Raw genomic sequence first — 18,004 nt, forward strand, 5'->3', positions numbered from 1 at the left:
CCTGCAGTGCGATCGGTGCGGCGCCAGGGAAGTTATGTCGGATTGCCCATTTCCGCGGCCGTCAGACTAAGCAGTCAACCTCTAGCGGAACTTTGCGAACATCCGCAGGGGACCGGTGCTGAAGTCCGAGCCTTCAGTGAACCCCAGCGCCTGGTAGAAGGCGCGCTGCACAGTGTCATCATCGGTAATGAGTACCGTCTGCCGCACATGCGCATATCTGGCCTGCACGGCTTCCAGCATGGCCCGGCCGGCGCCGGACCCCTGAAACGCAGGCTCAACAAGAATGTCCTGCACAAAGCAGACAGTGGCGTCGTCGGAGATTGCACGTGCCAGGCCGACGAGCCTTCCGTGGCCGTCCCGGCAACTAACCACAAACCCCGATCCACGGATCGCCTGCACGAGTACTTCGGGCTTCGTCGTGTAGTTGGTCCAGCCCACTGAGTCGTACAGGGCAACAACCTCAGCGTCGGTATGGTCATAGCCGACATGAACGCTGAACTCTTCCATCGCACCAGCATTACATAGCCACCGCCTGCCGGACCTTCCGACGGGATGTTAGGGTGGCAAACCGCGGTGCGCCGGACTTCCGGGCCGCCGCCGCACAGAGTAATTGGGAGCGGAGTAATTGGAAGCAGCCGTGAAAACCATTCCGAAAAACCCGTCCCGTGTCCTTTTCTACGGTGTGACGGGCAGCGGCAAGTCATCGGCCGCCAATGTTTATGCGGCAGCGTCGGGGCTCCCGGAGTTTTCAGCCGACGACGACATTGGCTGGCTTCCCGGCTGGCAGCAACGCACCGTCGAACAGCAACGGCAGATAGCGGCGGCCGTCGCTGCACGCGACCGCTGGGTCCTCGACAGCGCCTACGGCGTATGGCGCGACATCGTTGTACCCCGCGCCGAGCTCGTTGTCGCGCTGGACTATCCCCGCTGGCTTTCGCTCTCCCGGTTGCTTCGGCGTTCGGTCCGGCGCGTCATCACAAGGCAGCCCGTGTGCAACGGAAATGTCGAAACGCTCGGAAGGCTGTTTGCGAGGGATTCGATTGTCTACTGGCATTTCACCTCATTCGCCAGGAAGAGGCGCGTGTTCAGGGAGTGGCAGTCCAATCCGGACATGCCGCCGGTGATGGTATTTCGCAGGCCGGGCGAGCTGGATGAATGGCTGGCCCAAGTCGCGGACGCGGCTCGGGTGCGCGCAGCTGACGATTCGGCCCACCCCTAAGCTGGGCCTTGGGCTGAACCACTGGCAGGCTATTTCTTTCCGAACAGCCCGCCCAACAGTCCGCCGAGGCCGCCGTCGTTCTTTTTCTCTTCCTGGTTCTCGGGTGTCCGGTCGTCCGGGAGGTCGACGTCGATCAACTCGCCCGGGACGGGGGCGCCGCCCTGCTGTATTGGCTGGCCCAGCGGTCCGGTCGGGGCTTGCGGCGCCGAATTCTTCACGGGCTCAGGGACCATGGCATCCCGTGACTGCTGCCCGCCCTGGTTGCCTCCGCCAAGAATGCCGCCGAGAATGTCCCCGATGCCACCGCCTTGGGAGCCTTGCGGACCCTGCAGCCCGCCGCCAAGAATTCCACCCAGGATGCTGCCCAGATCGATCCCGCCGGGCTGGCCTGCACTGTCGCCCGTACCGCCCCGGCCCGTTACATCGCCGGGCGCGCCTCCCAAGTCCTGTCCGCCGAGGATCTTCTTGGCGAGGTAGGACATCACTATGGGGGCGAGAATTGGCAGGAGCTTGCGGACGAGGTCGCCGCCAACGCCGCCGAGGTTGGCAGATCCTGCGAGCTGGCTTGCCACCTGGTCCTGCTGCCCGCCAAACACATGGCTGACAATCTTTTCACCGTCGTCGGTGTCCACCTCCGAGGCGTCCACCCCGCCGTCCACGAGTCCGTCACGGTGCTGGGCGAGGGCGGATTCCAAGGACGCCGCGCCCTCGGGCGCCTGTGCGTTGCTCTGCATACCGGCCAGAAGGGTGGGAACCGCAGCCTCGACGGCGGCCTGCGTGGACTCCCTGTCCGTGCCCAGCAGCCCGGCAATCTGGTCGACGGGAATCTGCTCCAGAATCTCGCGGATATCAGTCATGGCGTTCTCCTTAAGCCCGGCGTTCGGCGGCGGGCGTCGTTGGACGCGGCGCGCAGCTGCGTCGCCGGGTGCTGCCCTTGCATCCTAATCCGGGACTCAGGAGCCGGGGAAGGCTAGGCTGGGCACCGGCAGCAGCTTCGGCTGCCGCAAGGCGATCCGGGGCGATTTGAGGTAATTGCGGCAGGCAATTGCGGGTAATCTTAGAGAGTTCCGGAGCCCGGCGCGGCTCTCCGGACGAGTCAATGGCAGGCAGTAAAAGGCGAGGTTGATGGTCCACATCTGGAACGATCCGTCCGAGGTCCCCGAGGATTTCGGCCCTACCGTTGTCACGTTCGGCAACTTCGACGGCGTGCATCGGGGGCACCAGCAGGTGCTTTCACAGCTCATCCGCACGGCCCGGCTCAACGGGGCGCGGTCAGTAGCGGTCACCTTTGATCCCCATCCTGCGCAGGTCCACCGGCCCGAGTCCGCTCCGGAGCTCATCATGGGCCTGGAGGACAAGCTTGTTGCACTCGGTGAGCTGGGCCTGGATGCCGTCCTGGTCATGAAGTACTCCCTGGAACTCGCCAGCCTCACCCCCGAAGAGTTCGTCTCCGGCGTCCTCGTTGACAGCCTCAAGGCCAGCCATGTGGTGATCGGCCACGACGCCCGCTTTGGCCGCGGCAACTCCGGCGACCTGTCCACCATGCAGGAACTGGGGGAGAAGTTCGGCTTCACCGTACAGGTCATCAGTGAGTTCGGGTCTGAAGGTTTTCCCATTCACGACGACGGCGGCGAGGACCGCCGCTGTTCGTCCACCTGGGTTCGGGAGGCCTTGCGCGAGGGCGACGTCACCACGGCGGCTGCCGTGCTGGGCCGCCCGCACAGGATGCGCGGAGAAGTGGTCCACGGGGCCGCCCGTGGCCGTGCGCTCGGATTCCCCACCGCCAACCTGGCCTCCGAAGCCAGCGGCTACATTCCGGCGGACGGCATCTACGCCGGCTGGCTGGTGGACCAGATCGGCACCCGGTGGCCGGCTGCCATCTCAGTCGGGTCCAACCCGACGTTTGACGGCGTCAGCCGGCAGGTCGAAGCACACGTCATTGACCGCCCGGAAGAGCCGATTGAAGACTTCGATCTGTACGGCCAGACAGTAGTGGTGGAATTCGTGGCGCGGCTGAGGGGCATGGTGGCGTACCGTGGGCCGGAGGCGCTCGTCGAACAGATGTGCCTGGACGTCGTCCAGGCCCACGACATCCTGTTCCGGCGCTGACCACAGTCACTGGCAAGGAAGGCACCGCTGTGTCCGTTGAGAAGAACACAAGGAAACTGGAAAAGGACATTGTCCGGGATTTCAGTTCACGGATGAGCTACGCGTCCTACCTGCAGCTGCCCACGCTCCTCAGCGCCCAGCAGCCGGTCAGCGATCCCGAGCACCACGACGAACTGCTGTTCATCATCCAGCACCAGACCACCGAGCTTTGGCTGAAGCTGGTCCTGCACGAGCTGCGCAGCGCGGCGGCATGGCTCCGCAGCGACGACCTCGGCTCCGCCTTGAAGGCCATTGCGCGCGTCAAGCACATCCAGAAGACCCTGACCGAGCAATGGTCCGTGCTGGCGACGCTCACGCCTACCGAGTACTCGCAGTTCCGTGGCTTCCTGGGTAATTCGTCGGGGTTCCAGTCCAGCCAGTACCGGGCAGTGGAGTTCGTCCTGGGCAACAAGAACCGCAAGATGCTTCCGGTGTTCGAATCCGATCCGGAGGCCCACGAACAGCTCCGCCACGTCCTCGAGTCGCCAAGCATCTACGACGAATTCCTGGCCTACCTGCACCGCCAGGGCTTCGGGATCCCGGTGTCCCTGCTGGAACGCGACGTCACCAAAGCACACGAGTTCTGCCCCGAACTGGTACCCGTGTTCAAGCACATCTACGAAAACGCGGCGGACAACTGGGGTGCCTACGAAGCCTGCGAGGAACTGGTGGACCTGGAGGACAACTTCCAGCTGTGGCGGTTCCGGCACCTGCGGACGGTGCAGCGGACCATCGGCATGAAGGCGGGCACCGGCGGTTCCAGCGGGGCCGCATTCCTGCAGAAGGCCCTGGAGCTGACCTTCTTCCCCGAACTCTTCGCCGTCCGGACGGAGATCGGCCAATGAGCACGGTTCACGAGACTCAGGACATCCTGCTGCAGCGCGCCGTCGAACTCGATGCCGCGGACCCGCTGGCGGGCTACCGCGACCACTTCGTCGGAACGGACACAGACCTGTCCTACCTGGACGGAAACTCGCTGGGCCGTCCGCTGAAGCGAACCATCACTGACATCGGCACCTTTATCCAGGACAGCTGGGGAGGCCGGCTGATCCGAGGCTGGGACGAGGACTGGCTCCAACTGCCGGAGGCCATCGGCGACCAGCTGGGCAGGGCAGTCCTCGGCGCGGCTCCCGGGCAGACAATCATCGCCGACTCCACCACCGTGGTCCTGTACAAGCTGATCCGCGCCGCACTGGCCGCCGTCGCCGATCCCGCCAGAACTGAAATCGTGCTGGACACCGATAACTTCCCCACGGACCGCTACCTCCTGGAAGGCATTGCCCAAGAAGAGGGGCTGACGCTGCGCTGGATCGACGCCGATCCGGCCGCCGGCGTGACCGTGGACCAGGTGAGGGCCGCCGTCGGGCCGGCCACCGCCGTCGTGGTCCTCAGCCAGGTGGCATACCGCTCGGGGTTCCTTGCAGATCTCCCGGCGATCACGGCGGCAGTGCACGACGCCGGTGCGCTGGTGGTGTGGGACCTGTGCCACTCCGCCGGGTCAGTCGAGCTGCAGCTGGATGACGCCGGAGTCGACTTCGCCGCGGGCTGCACGTACAAATACCTCAACGGCGGTCCGGGCTCGCCCGCCTTCGCCTATGTCAATTCGCGGCACCTGCCCGGACTGAACCAGCCGATCTGGGGCTGGATGGGCCGCAAGGACGCCTTCGAAATGGCGGCCGGCTACGAACCCGCCGCGGGGATCCGGAGCTTCCTCAGCGGAACGCCGGCTATTTTCGGCATGATCGCGATGCAGGGCACACTCGACCTGATCGAGGAAGCCGGGATGGCGGCCCTGCGCGAAAAATCCCGGAAGCTGACGGCGTTCGCGCTCGAACTCCATGATGCATGGCTGGCCCCGGCCGGCGTTCTCCTGGCAACGCCGCGCGACCCGGAACTGCGGGGGAGCCACATCACCGTAGACCACCCGGACTTCCGGGAGATGACGGCCGAACTGTGGGAGCAGGACGTCATCCCCGATTTCCGCGCACCGCACGGGATCCGGATCGGGTTGTCACCGCTCAGTACGTCTTTCGCTGAGGTCTACCGCGGTGTCGCCGCCATCCGCGATCTGCTGGCACGTCCGTAGACGCCGGCGGAGGTTTTAGTGAGCACACGCGGTGTTTCGACAAGATTGCGGCCGTGCCGGTAAACTAAACGTTGGATCCGGCTGCAGTCCGTGGCGGCTGGCTCTTGTTATGTGCAGGAATTCCCGATTTGGGGGGTCTCCGGCACATGCACACCCGGCAGTGAATTACTGATTCGGGCCTCACGGCACATCTCTAGGAGTTATTGTGGCACTTGACGCCGCTGTAAAGCAGTCCATCATCAAGGATTTCGCAACGTCCGAGGGTGACACCGGTTCGCCGGAGGTCCAGGTTGCAGTCCTGACTCAGCGGATCAAGGATCTCACTGAGCACATGAAGGAGCACAAGCACGACTTCCACACCCAGCGCGGTCTGCTGGCCATGGTTGGTCGCCGCAAGCGCATGCTCACCTACCTCAAGAACACTGACATCAACCGCTACCGTGCGCTCATCGAGCGCCTCGGCCTGCGCCGCTAGTCAGCTCTAAGGGGCGGCCCGTTCCACCCGGAAGGGGCCGCCTCCTTCAGTACAAAAACTAAACAGGAGGATCAACCGCATCACGCATTCGCGGTCCTCGGTAGTGATTCCCGGGAACGGCTTCGAAGAGTGAAGCCCGGCCCGTGGGTCTCGATCGATGACCGGGTGCAGTGCAGGCCAGTAGACAGATGCTGGACTGGGTTGATGCGGCTGGACTTCCGTTAACCAAGAAACGGAGGTGACTCTCTTGGAGGGTCCCGAAATCCAGTTCTCAGAAGCCGTCATTGACAATGGCCGCTTCGGCAAGCGTGTAATCCGCTTCGAAACCGGCCGCCTTGCCAAGCAGGCAGCCGGCGCAGCCATGGTGTACATCGACGAAGACACCGCGCTGCTGTCCGCAACCACCGCAGGCAAGCACCCGCGTGAGGGCTTTGACTTCTTCCCGCTGACCGTTGACGTCGAAGAGCGTATGTACGCCGCCGGCCGCATCCCGGGCTCGTTCTTCCGCCGCGAAGGCCGCCCGTCCACCGAAGCCATCCTGGCTTGCCGCCTCATGGACCGCCCGCTGCGTCCGGCCTTCATCAAGGGCCTGCGCAACGAGGTCCAGATCGTCGTCACCGTCCTGGCGATCAATCCGGACGAGCTCTACGACGTCGTGGCCATCAACGCCTCCTCGATGTCCACCCAGCTCTCCGGCCTGCCCTTCTCCGGCCCGATCGGCGGCGTCCGCGTTGCCCTCGTTGCCGACGAGAACGGCTCGCAGTGGGTTGCCTTCCCGAAGCACTCCCAGCTCGAGAACTCCGTGTTCAACATGGTCGTTGCCGGCCGCATTGCCGGTGACGACGTCGCCATCATGATGGTTGAAGCCGAAGCCACGGACAACTCCTGGAACCTCATCAAGGAACAGGGCGCTACCGCTCCCACCGAAGAGGTTGTGTCCGAAGGCCTCGAGGCTGCCAAGCCGTTCATCAAGGCCCTCTGCGACGCGCAGGCCGACCTGGCTGCCCGTGCCGCCAAGCCGACCGTCGAGTTCCCGGTCTTCCTCGACTACGAGGACGACGTTTACGCTGCTGTGGAAGCCGCTGCCGCTGAAAAGCTTGCCGCTGTCTTCCAGATCGCTGACAAGCAGGAGCGCGACGTCGCTTCGGACGACCTCAAGGACGAAGTCACTTCTTCGCTCGCAGGCCAGTTCGAAGGCCGCGAGAAGGAACTGTCCGCAGCTTTCCGCTCGGTGACCAAGCAGGTTGTGCGCCAGCGCATCCTCAAGGACCAGATCCGCATCGACGGCCGCGGCCTGACGGACATCCGCCAGCTCACCGCCGAGGTAGAGGTTCTGCCCCGCGTCCACGGTTCGGCCATCTTCGAACGCGGCGAGACCCAGATCATGGGTGTCACCACGCTGAACATGCTGAAGATGGAACAGCAGATCGATTCGCTGTCGCCGGTTACGCGCAAGCGCTACATGCACAACTACAACTTCCCGCCGTACTCCACCGGTGAGACCGGCCGCGTGGGTTCGCCCAAGCGCCGCGAAATCGGTCACGGCGCACTGGCAGAGCGCGCCATCGTGCCGGTGCTGCCGTCCCGCGAGGAATTCCCCTACGCCATCCGCCAGGTGTCTGAGGCTCTCAGCTCCAACGGTTCGACGTCGATGGGTTCCGTCTGCGCCTCCACGCTGTCCCTGTTCAACGCAGGCGTGCCGCTGAAGGCTGCCGTTGCCGGCATCGCCATGGGCCTGGTTTCCGACCAGGTTGACGGTCAGACCCGCTACGCAGCCCTGACCGACATCCTCGGCGCCGAAGATGCCTTCGGCGACATGGACTTCAAGGTTGCCGGTACCTCCGAGTTCGTCACGGCCATCCAGCTGGACACCAAGCTCGACGGCATCCCGGCCTCCGTCCTGGCTGCTGCACTGAAGCAGGCACGCGAAGCCCGCCTGCACATCCTCGAGGTCCTGAACTCCGCGATCGACACCCCGGACGAGCTCTCCGAGTTCGCGCCGCGCGTCATCGCGGTCAAGATCCCCGTGGACAAGATCGGCGAGGTCATTGGGCCCAAGGGCAAGATGATCAACCAGATCCAGGAAGACACCGGCGCGGACATCTCCATCGAGGACGACGGCACCGTTTACATCGGCGCCACCAACGGCCCGTCCGCCGACGCCGCACGCTCCGCGATCAACGCCATCGCCAACCCGCAGGTCCCGGAAATCGGCGAGCGCTACCTGGGTACGGTTGTCAAGACCACCACCTTCGGTGCCTTCATTTCCCTCACCCCGGGCAAGGACGGCCTGCTGCACATCTCCGAGCTGCGCAAGATCGCCGGCGGCAAGCGCGTTGACAACGTCGAGGACGTCGTCTCCGTGGGCCAGAAGATCCAGGTCGAGATCACCAAGATCGACGACCGCGGAAAGCTGTCTCTGTCTCCGGTCATCGCCGAGGAAGAAGGCGCTGAAAGCGCCGACGTCGTCGAGGCGGCCGCAGAGTAGTCTGCAGCGCACTTCGTAGTACAAAACACGACGGCGGGGCCGGTGGATCATCCACCGGCCCCGCCGTTGTTAACCCGCGGGTTAATCCGCGCCAGCCAGCCGTTAAGCCGAGCGATTGAACGGCCATTTCCCGGAGCGAAGGCGGAATGGTCCGCTGGTACGATTGCAGGCAGATTTGGCACCCGTTTCCTGAAAGGCCTTGATGACTGTCGTACCCCTGCCGCTAGTGCAGAACCAGCCCGGTGACACCCTGATCCACGGAGCAGACGGCGGTTCCGTTGTCCGCCGGTCGGTGCTCCCCGGCGGCGTGCGTGTACTGACGGAGGCCATGCCCGGCCAGCGTTCCGCGACCATCGGGTTCTGGGTGGGCGTGGGTTCCCGAGATGAAGCCCACGGGCAGCACGGTTCCACGCACTTCCTTGAGCACCTGCTCTTCAAAGGCACCAAGCGGCGCACCGCGCTGGAAATCGCGTCCGCCTTCGACGAGGTGGGCGGCGAGTCCAATGCGGCCACGGCAAAGGAAAGCACGTGCTACTTTGCCAGGGTCCTGGACACCGACCTGCCGATGGCGATCGACGTCATTGCGGACATGATTACCGGCGCGGTCCTGGACCCGCAGGAGATGGAGCAGGAACGCGACGTCATCCTGGAGGAAATCGCCATGGACAGCGACGACCCCACGGACGTGGCCCACGAGCACTTCGTCGCCGCGGTGCTGGGAACGCATCCGCTGGGGCGTCCGATCGGCGGAACCCCGGAGGCCATCCGCGCGGTTGCCCGCGATTCCGTCTGGGACCACTACCGCCGCTACTACCGTCCGGACGAGCTCGTCATCACGGCCGCCGGGGGCCTGGACCACGACGTCGTCTGCGGACTGGTGGTGGATGCGCTCCACCAGGCAGGCTGGGCGCTGGAGCCCGGTGCCGCTCCGGTTGAACGGCGCTCCACCGAACGGGCCGACATCATTGGCACGGCCGGACTCCATGTGGTCAAGCGGCCCGTCGAGCAGGCAAACATCATCATGGGCTGCCCGACGATCGTTGCCACGGACCAGCGCCGCTACGTCATGAGCGTGCTGAACGCAGTGCTCGGCGGCGGCATGTCCTCGCGGCTGTTCCAGGAAGTCCGGGAAAAGCGCGGCCTGGTGTACTCCACCTACTCCTTTGCCTCTTCCTACGCCGACGCAGGCTACTTCGGCATGTACGCAGGCTGCACGCCGTCGAAGGTCCGCCAGGTCCTGGAACTCCTCGGGGCAGAACTCGACAAGCTTGCCGCCGACGGCATCTCCGACGACGAACTAAAGAAGGCCGTGGGCCAGCTCTGCGGCGGCATCGTGCTGGCGCTCGAGGACACCGGCTCGCGGATGTCGCGGCTGGGCCGGGCTGAACTGGTGTCCGGTGAATACCAGGACATCGAGGAGACTCTCCGCCAGATCAAGGGCGTCACCGTTGAGCAGGTGCGGGAGCTGGCCCAGGAGCTGGCCGCAGCACCGCGGACCGTGACCGTCGTCGGACCTTTCGAGGAAACCGAAACCTTCGGCCTCTGATCCGTCCCGCTCCGGGCATCGAGCCACCGCCGGCGGGATGTTCAGCACGGGAGATCCCGATGCTGGACATCCCAACGCAGCGGCGTGATGATGAACCCGGGGCCACACTGGAGGAACCATGGACCGCACGCACCCGGGCACTGCGCAGGAGCTCGAGGTTTTCCTCGGCCATTGGACAGGCACCACCCATATCGAGGCTTCGCCGCGCGGGCCGGCCCGGACCGCGGTCGCCGAAGTGGTGTTCACCAAGGCCGCTGGCGGCTATGCCGTGCTGCAGAGCTACCGGCACACTGAAAGCGGCGGGATCCGGTTCGAGCGGCACGGCATGTTCACCCTGGACCCCGACCACCCGGACACCGTCTGGTACCACGTGGACAGCGTGGGCCAGCCGCGGGAAGCCCCGACGCGGTGCACCTGGCACGGCGGGGTGCTCACCGTGGAACGCCGCAACGGCCGGGCCACGTCGCGGCACACCTTCCGGGTGGACGACGGCGTGCTGACGCACAGGTCCGATGTCCGCCTGGCCGACGCCGCGGGCTTCGCCCCGTTTATGACGTCCGTCTGCCGCCGCACCTGACGTGCCGGCCGCCGTCGGCCTCATCGAACCGGCCGGCCCCACCGGCCTGGGCCCGGGGACGGCGCTAGTTATGCAGGACAGCATCCGGGGGACGTGGTGCGATGACCGGGTCTGCGTGGCGATGCACCAGTGCCCAGGTGTCGCCCTCGAGGCGATAAACGCTCGTTACACGCAAATCAAACTGCGATAGTTCGTCGCCTCCTCCAAGCTTTGCCTGCCAATGTTCTATGTCGAGGAAGACTGCGAGATCGGTTGTGACGTGCCTGGTGAGGGCATCAACAGCGGTGACACGTCCATCCTTGAACCGGGCAGCGGCTGAATCGAGGGCCTTGGATACCCGATCCCAGCCCACAACCGGGGGACCCCAGGGATTCGCAAGGGACCCATCCTCGCCGTGGGAGAAAATGGCCTTGGCGGGTTCAGGGTCTCCTTTGGCAAAATCATTCATCGTTTGATGAAAGCGGCGGACGACCTCGTCAAGCTGCATGGCTCCCACCTTCTGACTGGTTGGGCGTTCCGAGGATCGAATCATACGCCGGGGGATCCCGCCCGTCACCCACTGCCTGAATCGATCAAAACGCCCCCGCGGAGCGCGAACGGACAGTTGGCGCCCCTCCGGATGACCCTTAGTCTGCAGATTCCATAATCCGCGTCCGGGGCGCCCCCTGCAGGGCAGGTGCCGCGGTTGGGGAACTCCACACCTTCTGCTGAAGGTTGGCCAGCAGCGCCTCGGCCTGCTCCCGGCTCGCAAGGTCAAGTTCAACCACCACGTAGTGCGGATCGTCCGCCGGGCGGCTGATGCGATGGGCGAGCACGCCGGACGCCGTCCGGTTGACCGGATCCCGGTCGAAGGCTGCCTTCCACATCCCGAAGTCCTTGATTCCGTGCTCGATCTGAAGCGTGTACATTGCAATCCTTTCCTTCCAGGGTCCGAGTGGGGACCCATACCAAACGGTAGGCCTGCCAGTGTTGGCGGTATATCCCAGAATTCTGGGCGGCATCAGGTGGACGCCCATTCGGCGGCGAGCCGGGCCATACTGTTTCCATGACCACAACCCGGGTTCCATGACAACGCGTTGGGCGCTGAGCCGGAGCCTTGAACGGATCAGTCAGCTGTGCGGCGTATTCATGGAGGATCATGAGCTGCGCGCGGCAGTGCTGGCCGAGCTGGGCGGCGTTGTCCCGTTCAGTTGGTTTGCGTGGCCCCTGGCCGATCCCCAGACCTGCACCGGTATGTCGCCCATGGCCAGAATTCCCTGCCCCGAGGAACTGCCCGCCCTGATCAGGTTGAAGTACCTGACTGAGGCCGGCCGCTGGACATCGCTCCTGGGCAGCACCACGCATGCCGTCACACTCCAGGCGGCAACCGGCGGTATCCCCGCCCTGAGCCCGCTGTGGGACGGCATCCTCCGCCGGTACGACGTGACGGACGTCCTTTCCACCGTGTTTGGCGACAAGTACGGCTGCTGGGGCTGGCTGGACCTGTGGCGGTGCGGTGACGGGGGACTTTTCACTGACGCGGAAGCCGCGTACTTGGCGACGGCGGCACCTGTCATTGCTGCTGGCTTGCGGCGCAGCCGCGCAGAACAAATGAGGCGGGACGCCCGGCTGCGGCACGCCGCACGGGAGCCGGGAGGTGGGGACGGCCCTCCGCAGTGCGGCCTGCCCGGACAGGCAGTGCTTACGCTCGACGCAGGGCTCGGAATAACCGGCCGAAGCGCATCCGCCGCTGACTGGATCAGCCTGCTGCAGCCCGGACCCCGCCCCTACGAATCCGTCCCGGCCGAGGTGTTCAACGTGGCCGCGCAGCTGCTGGCCCGAGAGGCCGGAGTTGATTCCCATGAGGCCTCGGCCCGGGTGCCGATCGGCTATGGCCGGTGGGCTGTGCTCAGGTCGTTCCGGATGGAGGCGGGGAAAGACGGCGAAGCGCCGCTGGCGGTGACGATCCAGGAATGTCCTGCGGCCGACAGGCTGGAGGTTTTCGCCCGGTGCTTCGGCCTGACGCCGAGACAACGCAGCCTGCTTGACCTGGCCGCCGGAGGACTGGGCACTGCGGCGATGGCGGCTGACCTGGGCATCAGCCATTACACGGTGCAGGATCAGTTCAAGGCTGTTTTCGCCGCTAGCGGGGTCCGGAGCAGGAACGCCTTGCTGGCCCTGGCTCTCGGGACGGAAACCAGGCCCCAGACAGGCGCGCCGCGGGCGTGAAGTGGGGGTCCGCCAGAAGCCTCCCCGAGGGAAACTGCACAGCCGGGCGTACTGCACAGTCGAAGCGAAAACTGCCTAGCCGCCGGCAAACGGCGGCAGCACGTCCACCACGTCGTCCGGCCCCAGGACCACCGACCGGTCGCGGACGGCTACTTCGTTCAGCAGGAAACTGCTTCGTGAGAGCAGCCGCGCAAGCGGAGGCGTACCGGCAGGCGGAGCCGGCCGTTCGACGTCGAGCACCGCGCCCAACAGGGTCTCCACCGTGGATCCGGCGGGGAGCTCAAAGCGTTCTTCTTCCACTCCTGCTGCGGCGCGTGCGGCAGCGAAGTAACGTACGTTCAAGTATTCAGCCTCCGATGGCGCTCATGCTGCGGTCCGGCTGGACGAAGTCCGGAGCATCCAGACCGACGTGGTCCATGCCGTGTGCCTTGGGCTTGATCCACATGGCGTCCTGCCAGCGTTCGGCGAGCTGCTGGTCCGTGGCGCCCTCGCGCAGCAGCCCCAGGAGGTCCACTTCTTCGCGTGAGAACAGGCAACTCATGATCTTGCCCTCCGCCGTGATCCGCGTACGGCGGCAGTCCGAGCAGAACGGCTCGGTGACGGAAGCGATGATGCCCACGGTTCCCAGTACAGGACCGGCGGCCGCGGCGGAACCCGGGGCCCGGCGTCGTACTTCGAAGCGTTCCGCCGGGGCGCCGTCGCGGTCCCTCGGATCGGCGCTCAGCACGTAGTCGACGGAGAGCAGCTCCCGGATTTCTGCCGCGGTGATCATATTCCGGCGGGTCCAGCCGTGGTCGGCGTCGAGCGGCATCTGCTCGATGAAGCGGAGTTCATAGCCGCGGTCCAGCGCCCACGCCAGCAGGGAGGGGGACTCGGCGTCGTTGATTCCGCGCATCAGGACGGCGTTAAGTTTCACGGGACCGAGGCCCGCTGCCCAGGCGGCGTCCACACCGGCCAGCACCTTGTCCAGGAACGGGCGGCGGGTCAGCTTGGTGAACGTCTCTTCGTGCAGGGAATCCAGGGAAACGTTGATCCGGGAGAGCCCGGCCGCCTTGAGCCCGGCCGCCTTCCTGTCCAGGCCCACGGCGTTCGTGGTCATGGAAATCGGCAGCTCAGGGTGCGCCTGGCGCAGGGCGGAAATAATGTCCAGAAGGTCGGCCCGGACCAGGGGTTCACCGCCGGTGAGGCGCAGTTCGCGCACCCCCAGCATGTCAACGCCGATCCGAACAATCCGGACGATCTCCTCGGCGGACATCACGGCCTGCTTGGCCAGCCATTCAAGGCCTTCTGCCGGCATGCAGTAGGTACAGCGCAGGTTGCACTTGTCCGTCAGGGACAGCCTCATGTCCGTGGCACGGCGTCCGTAACGGTCCACCAGGCCGGCAGCCATGCCCTCGGGGCGCGACGGCAGCGACAATGGGGATACTCCCGGACTGGAACCGGCCCCCTCCCGGGGCTGCGGCATACCAAGCTGAACACTCATAAATTCAGGCTACGCCACCTTGGGGGCATCCATCACGCCTGTGACATCGGCGGATCTTACGGAATGCCTACGGATCGCCGCAGGGGGCGGCGAACGCGTGCCGGGCCCCGGCCCCGAACCTATGCTGGAGGTGTGAACAAGTCCCAGCCCGCCCCGGCCCAGGCCGCGGTTGGAAACCGGCGGATACTCCTCGTCGAAGACGAACAGACCATCGCCGGTGTGGTCCGCGACTACCTGTTGCAGGCGGGCTTTCAGGTGGACCTGGCGGCGGACGGATTCACGGCCCTGCGGCTGGCCGCCGAGCGGCACCCCGACCTCGTCCTGCTGGACCGCATGCTGCCCGGCCTGGACGGTGTGGAAGTGTGCCGCAGGCTTCGCCAGACGATGAGTGTGCCCGTCATCATGCTGACGGCGCTGGGGACCGAGGACGACAGGATCCTGGGGCTGGAGGTCGGCGCGGACGACTACATCACCAAACCCTTTTCGCCCCGCGAATTGGTGCTCCGGGTCCGCTCGGTACTTCGCCGCAGCCTCCAGGAATTCAGCCCCGAACCTGCGGTGGAAGTAGCGGGCTTCGACCTCAACCCGGCAGCCCGGACCGTGACGCACCACGGGACTCCGCTTTCCCTGACCATCCGGGAGTTCGATTTGCTGGCCTTCCTGCTGCGCCGCCCCAACCAGGTGTTCAGCCGGGAGGAACTGATCAAGGCCGTGTGGGGCTGGGACTTCGGGGACCTGTCCACGGTCACCGTCCACGTCCGCCGGCTGCGCGAAAAGATCGAGGCTGATCCCACCCGGCCGGCCCTCCTCAAGACGGTGTGGGGCGTGGGCTACAGGCTGGACACCCCGGACGGAGCATCCGGTGCAAACCTCTGAGCTCCTCGCCATCGTTGCCTGGGCGCTGCTCTGGGCCGTCATCATCGGAACCGTCTCGCTGCTCCTTCTCAGGCCCCTCCGAAGGACGTCCATTGCCGTGCAGATCTGCGTGGTGGTGCTTTCCACGGTGGCTGTCCTGACCGCGGGGATGGTCAGTGCCTTCAATGCCATGTTCATCTCGGCCCGGGATCTCGAGGTCATGTGGTACGTCCTGGCCATCGCGTCCGCCGTTGCGCTGGCCATCTCCCTGGTCCTCGGGGCGCGGGTCTCGCGCAACGCAAAGCTGCTCGCAGCTGCGGCACGGAGCATCGGGCGCGGCGAAAACCCCGGCCTGCCCTCACCGCTCATGAGCTCTGAGCTATCCGAACTCGCGGACGAACTGGAACGCAGCAGCAGCATGCTGGCCGAATCCCGGGAGCGGGAAGCAGCGGTCGAAGGTGCCCGCCGGGAACTCGTCAGCTGGATCTCCCACGACCTCCGTACGCCGCTGGCCAGTATGCGGGCGATGGCCGAAGCCCTAGAGGACGGTATGGCCGCCGACGTCGGCAGCTACTATCGCAAGATCATCAGCCAGACGGACCAGATGGCGGTAATGGTCAACGACCTCCTGGAGCTCTCAAAGATCCAGGCGGGTACCCTGCGGCTCAAAGCCGAGCCGCTGGACTTATACGACCTCGCCAGCGACGCCATCGCCGACCTCGCGCCGCTCGCCGCCCGCCGGCAGATCACGCTCGACGGCGGCGGCGCCCGCGAGTGCCTCGCCCTGGCGGACGGCCCCTCGCTGGGCCGCGCAGTCCGCAACGTCGTGCTGAACGCCATCCTCTACAGCAAGCCCGGCTCTGCCGTGACCGTGGAAGTCGGCAGGGAAGGAACGGAATCGGTGGTTTCCGTGACGGACGGCTGCGGCGGAATCGCCCCTGAAGACATGGGGCACCTTTTCGATACCGGATGGCAGAAGAACCCTTCCCGCAGCCGGTCCGGCGGTGTCAACCTGAACAGGCCGGAACCGGGACAGGACTCGGCGACAGGAACGGACTCCGAGCCTGCAGGCTACACCGGCGCCGGGATCGGGCTCAGCATGGTGGCCGGAATCATCCGCGCCCATGACGGCAGCGTGACGGTGGGGAATGTCGATGGCGGCTGCCGGTTCACCCTCCGGCTCCCGGCGCAGGACCCGGCGAGCCCGGCGGATGCACCGCACAGGAGTGCACGCAACACCAAGGACACGGTAGTGGAGGTGCCACGTGGGCTTTGACCTGCAAGGAAGGGCGTCCGTCGGTGCCGACGCCGGAGCTGCCGGCTCCGCTCCTGTTCCCGGCCGTTGGGCGGCCGCAGCAGGCCTCGTGGCCGTGGCCGCGGGAGTGGTGGCCGGCGAACTCGTCGCTGCCCTCGTGAGCCCGGCACTTTCGCCCATGACGGGTGTGGGCGGTGCGGTCATTGACGCTGTTCCGCCCGCCGTCAAGGACTGGGCCGTCGCAGTGTTTGGCACCGCCGACAAGCTGGCCCTGCTGCTCGGGATGGCACTCGCCATTGCCGCACTGGCGGCGCTGGCGGGCGTCCTGGAAGGGCGGCGCCGGTTCGCCGGGTTCGCCGTCATCGCCGTCTTTGGCTTGGTGGGTCTCGCGGCTGTCCTCGGCCGGGCCCAGGTGACCGGCAATGCCATTGCGCTTCCCCTGCTGGCCGCCGGAACAGGAATTGCGGTCCTTCGGTGGCTGATGTCGCGCCTCCGGGACTGGACGACGGCGCCGGCGCGGGAACAGCCCGCGCCGGCAACAGCGCGGGAACAGCCCGCGCCGCCCTCACCAGTCGCGGGTCCCGACCGGCGCCGGTTCCTCCAGGCGCTGGGCGGTGGAGCCGTCGTCGCGACTGTTGGCGGGGTGCTCGCTGTCTGGTTGCGTGGAGCGGCCGCCGGTGTCAGTGAAATCCGGAGCAAGCTTGCCCTGCCGTCGGCTGCTTCCCCGGCCCCGCCGGTTCCGGCCGGTGCTGAGCTGAGGCTGGACGGCATGGACCCGCTGGTGACGCCCAACCCGGACTTCTACCGGATCGACACCGCCCTTACTGTTCCTGCGGTGGATCCGGACACCTGGATCCTCAGGGTTACCGGCCTCGTGGAACGGGAAATTGAACTGGATTTCGCCACGCTGCTCGCAAAACCGATGATCGAACGCCACGTGACCATCGCCTGCGTCTCCAACGAAGTGGGCGGGGATCTCATCGGCAATGCACTGTGGCTGGGCTGGCCGGTCCGCGAACTGCTGGCCATGGCCGGGCCCACGGGCGGTGCCGACATGGTGCTGTCCCGCAGCAAGGACGGGTGGACCGCCGGCACTCCGCTGGAGGTTCTCACTGACGACAGGGACGCCCTGATTGCCGTGGGCATGAACGGTGAGCCGCTGCCGCTGGAGCACGGTTTCCCCGTGCGGCTCGTCGTGCCCGGGCTGTACGGCTACGTCTCGGCCACTAAATGGCTCACTGAGCTGAAAGTGACCCGGTTCGCGGACGACGTCGGCTACTGGACGCCTCGAGGCTGGAGTGAGCGCGGGCCCATCAAAACGTCGTCCCGCATCGACGTTCCGCGAGCCGGCCGCCCGGTCCGAGCCGGAACTGTGATGTTCGGCGGCGTTGCGTGGGCGCAATACACCGGAATCAGCAAGGTTGAACTGCGCGTCAACCGCGGCGCCTGGCAGGCGGCGGATCTTGCTCCCGGCATCTCGCGGGACACCTGGTACCAGTGGCAGCGTCCGCTGTCCCTGACGCCGGGGCAGTATGAAATCCAGGTCCGCGCCACGGATTTGAAGGGCGTGCCCCAGATCGAAGAGCGGTCACAGGTTGCACCGGACGGCGCTACGGGATTCCACACCATTAGAGTTGAAGTGTCGCCGTAGCAGGCCGCAAGCC

At 65.9% G+C, this 18,004-nt stretch carries 18 protein-coding genes; 12 read left to right on the forward strand and 6 right to left on the reverse strand.

Going from position 1 to position 18,004, the window contains the following annotated elements; translation table 11 throughout:
• Nucleotides 1–81: 81 nt before the first annotated feature.
• The gene (locus tag J2805_RS15900) at nt 82–507 is read right to left on the reverse strand and encodes a GNAT family N-acetyltransferase (RefSeq protein ID WP_309977891.1); all 426 of its coding nucleotides are present in this window, start codon (nt 505–507) and stop codon (nt 82–84) included.
• A gap of 130 nt (nt 508–637) precedes the next feature.
• Here J2805_RS15900 and J2805_RS15905 point away from each other — a divergent pair, with 130 nt between their 5' ends.
• Nucleotides 638–1,219, forward strand: coding sequence for a P-loop NTPase family protein (locus J2805_RS15905; protein WP_309977893.1), 582 nt, complete (start codon nt 638–640; stop codon nt 1,217–1,219).
• A 29-nt stretch (nt 1,220–1,248) separates the two neighbouring features.
• Here the strand turns inward: J2805_RS15905 and J2805_RS15910 are convergent, their stop codons facing one another.
• Complete coding sequence (locus tag J2805_RS15910) at nt 1,249–2,076, reverse strand: DUF937 domain-containing protein (RefSeq protein ID WP_309977895.1); 828 nt, start codon at nt 2,074–2,076, stop codon at nt 1,249–1,251.
• Nucleotides 2,077–2,344: 268 nt separating this feature from the next.
• Here J2805_RS15910 and J2805_RS15915 point away from each other — a divergent pair, with 268 nt between their 5' ends.
• The 7 genes from J2805_RS15915 to J2805_RS15945 all read left to right on the forward strand — a co-directional run bounded on the left by J2805_RS15915 (nt 2,345) and on the right by J2805_RS15945 (nt 10,539).
• Nucleotides 2,345–3,328, forward strand: coding sequence for a bifunctional riboflavin kinase/FAD synthetase (locus J2805_RS15915; protein WP_309977897.1), 984 nt, complete (start codon nt 2,345–2,347; stop codon nt 3,326–3,328).
• A gap of 29 nt (nt 3,329–3,357) precedes the next feature.
• Nucleotides 3,358–4,212 (forward strand): tryptophan 2,3-dioxygenase, encoded by an 855-nt coding sequence (gene kynA, locus J2805_RS15920; RefSeq protein WP_309977899.1) that lies wholly within the window; start codon nt 3,358–3,360, stop codon nt 4,210–4,212.
• Nucleotides 4,209–5,453 (forward strand): kynureninase, encoded by a 1,245-nt coding sequence (gene kynU / locus J2805_RS15925; protein WP_309977901.1) that lies wholly within the window; start codon nt 4,209–4,211, stop codon nt 5,451–5,453. Before kynA ends, kynU begins: the two co-directional genes overlap by 4 nt.
• Nucleotides 5,454–5,658: 205 nt before the next feature.
• Nucleotides 5,659–5,928, forward strand: coding sequence for a 30S ribosomal protein S15 (gene rpsO, locus J2805_RS15930; protein WP_011691294.1), 270 nt, complete (start codon nt 5,659–5,661; stop codon nt 5,926–5,928).
• Nucleotides 5,929–6,175: 247 nt separating this feature from the next.
• Nucleotides 6,176–8,416, forward strand: coding sequence for a polyribonucleotide nucleotidyltransferase (locus J2805_RS15935; RefSeq protein WP_309978042.1), 2,241 nt, complete (start codon nt 6,176–6,178; stop codon nt 8,414–8,416).
• Nucleotides 8,417–8,618: 202 nt separating this feature from the next.
• Entirely contained in the window at nt 8,619–9,962 is a 1,344-nt protein-coding gene (locus tag J2805_RS15940) for a M16 family metallopeptidase (RefSeq protein WP_309977904.1), read from the forward strand.
• Between the two features lie 118 nt (nt 9,963–10,080).
• Entirely contained in the window at nt 10,081–10,539 is a 459-nt protein-coding gene (locus J2805_RS15945) for a DUF1579 family protein (protein WP_309977906.1), read from the forward strand.
• 64 nt (nt 10,540–10,603) lie between these two features.
• Here J2805_RS15945 and J2805_RS15950 read toward each other — a convergent pair whose 3' ends face one another.
• Together J2805_RS15950 and J2805_RS15955 are read right to left on the reverse strand one after the other, a co-directional pair.
• Complete coding sequence (locus J2805_RS15950; RefSeq protein ID WP_309977908.1) at nt 10,604–11,026, reverse strand: YybH family protein; 423 nt, start codon at nt 11,024–11,026, stop codon at nt 10,604–10,606.
• A 139-nt stretch (nt 11,027–11,165) separates the two neighbouring features.
• Nucleotides 11,166–11,447 carry a hypothetical protein gene (locus J2805_RS15955; RefSeq protein WP_309977910.1) on the reverse strand — a complete coding sequence of 94 codons (282 nt, stop codon included), beginning with the start codon at nt 11,445–11,447 and terminating at the stop codon, nt 11,166–11,168.
• 157 nt (nt 11,448–11,604) lie between these two features.
• Between J2805_RS15955 and J2805_RS15960 the strand changes: the two genes are divergently transcribed.
• On the forward strand, nt 11,605–12,747 hold the full coding sequence (locus J2805_RS15960; RefSeq protein ID WP_309977912.1) for a helix-turn-helix transcriptional regulator: 1,143 nt from the start codon (nt 11,605–11,607) through the stop codon (nt 12,745–12,747).
• Between the two features lie 75 nt (nt 12,748–12,822).
• On the opposite strand, the gene J2805_RS15965 is transcribed toward J2805_RS15960, so the two are convergent.
• Nucleotides 12,823–13,089, reverse strand: a complete 267-nt coding sequence (locus J2805_RS15965; RefSeq protein WP_309977914.1) for a MoaD/ThiS family protein — start codon at nt 13,087–13,089, stop codon at nt 12,823–12,825.
• A 4-nt stretch (nt 13,090–13,093) separates the two neighbouring features.
• Nucleotides 13,094–14,230 (reverse strand): GTP 3',8-cyclase MoaA, encoded by a 1,137-nt coding sequence (gene moaA, locus J2805_RS15970; protein ID WP_309977916.1) that lies wholly within the window; start codon nt 14,228–14,230, stop codon nt 13,094–13,096.
• 132 nt (nt 14,231–14,362) lie between these two features.
• Here moaA and J2805_RS15975 point away from each other — a divergent pair, with 132 nt between their 5' ends.
• The 3 genes from J2805_RS15975 (at nt 14,363) to J2805_RS15985 (ending at nt 17,991) form a co-directional block, all read left to right on the forward strand.
• Nucleotides 14,363–15,106 (forward strand): response regulator transcription factor, encoded by a 744-nt coding sequence (locus tag J2805_RS15975; RefSeq protein WP_309977918.1) that lies wholly within the window; start codon nt 14,363–14,365, stop codon nt 15,104–15,106.
• The gene (locus tag J2805_RS15980; protein WP_309977920.1) at nt 15,093–16,361 is read left to right on the forward strand and encodes a sensor histidine kinase; all 1,269 of its coding nucleotides are present in this window, start codon (nt 15,093–15,095) and stop codon (nt 16,359–16,361) included. Before J2805_RS15975 ends, J2805_RS15980 begins: the two co-directional genes overlap by 14 nt.
• A gap of 157 nt (nt 16,362–16,518) precedes the next feature.
• On the forward strand, nt 16,519–17,991 hold the full coding sequence (locus J2805_RS15985; RefSeq protein WP_309978044.1) for a molybdopterin-dependent oxidoreductase: 1,473 nt from the start codon (nt 16,519–16,521) through the stop codon (nt 17,989–17,991).
• Nucleotides 17,992–18,004 lie beyond the last annotated feature (13 nt).

This window comes from Arthrobacter oryzae (genome assembly GCF_031454875.1).
Classification (GTDB): Bacteria; Actinomycetota; Actinomycetes; order Actinomycetales; family Micrococcaceae; genus Arthrobacter; species Arthrobacter oryzae_D.

Excerpts from the sequence above, each read along its gene's own strand:
- J2805_RS15900 (WP_309977891.1), bottom strand. The coding sequence starts at position 507 with ATGGAAGAGTTCAGCGTTCATGTCGGCTATGACCATACCGACGCTGAG.
- J2805_RS15910 (WP_309977895.1), bottom strand. The coding sequence starts at position 2,076 with ATGACTGATATCCGCGAGATTCTGGAGCAGATTCCCGTCGACCAGATT.
- J2805_RS15915 (WP_309977897.1), top strand. The coding sequence starts at position 2,345 with ATGGTCCACATCTGGAACGATCCGTCCGAGGTCCCCGAGGATTTCGGC.
- kynU (WP_309977901.1), top strand. The coding sequence starts at position 4,209 with ATGAGCACGGTTCACGAGACTCAGGACATCCTGCTGCAGCGCGCCGTC.
- J2805_RS15940 (WP_309977904.1), top strand. The coding sequence starts at position 8,619 with ATGACTGTCGTACCCCTGCCGCTAGTGCAGAACCAGCCCGGTGACACC.
- J2805_RS15945 (WP_309977906.1), top strand. The coding sequence starts at position 10,081 with ATGGACCGCACGCACCCGGGCACTGCGCAGGAGCTCGAGGTTTTCCTC.
- J2805_RS15950 (WP_309977908.1), bottom strand. The coding sequence starts at position 11,026 with ATGCAGCTTGACGAGGTCGTCCGCCGCTTTCATCAAACGATGAATGAT.
- J2805_RS15955 (WP_309977910.1), bottom strand. The coding sequence starts at position 11,447 with ATGTACACGCTTCAGATCGAGCACGGAATCAAGGACTTCGGGATGTGG.
- J2805_RS15960 (WP_309977912.1), top strand. The coding sequence starts at position 11,605 with ATGACAACGCGTTGGGCGCTGAGCCGGAGCCTTGAACGGATCAGTCAG.
- moaA (WP_309977916.1), bottom strand. The coding sequence starts at position 14,230 with ATGAGTGTTCAGCTTGGTATGCCGCAGCCCCGGGAGGGGGCCGGTTCC.
- J2805_RS15985 (WP_309978044.1), top strand. The coding sequence starts at position 16,519 with ATGACGGGTGTGGGCGGTGCGGTCATTGACGCTGTTCCGCCCGCCGTC.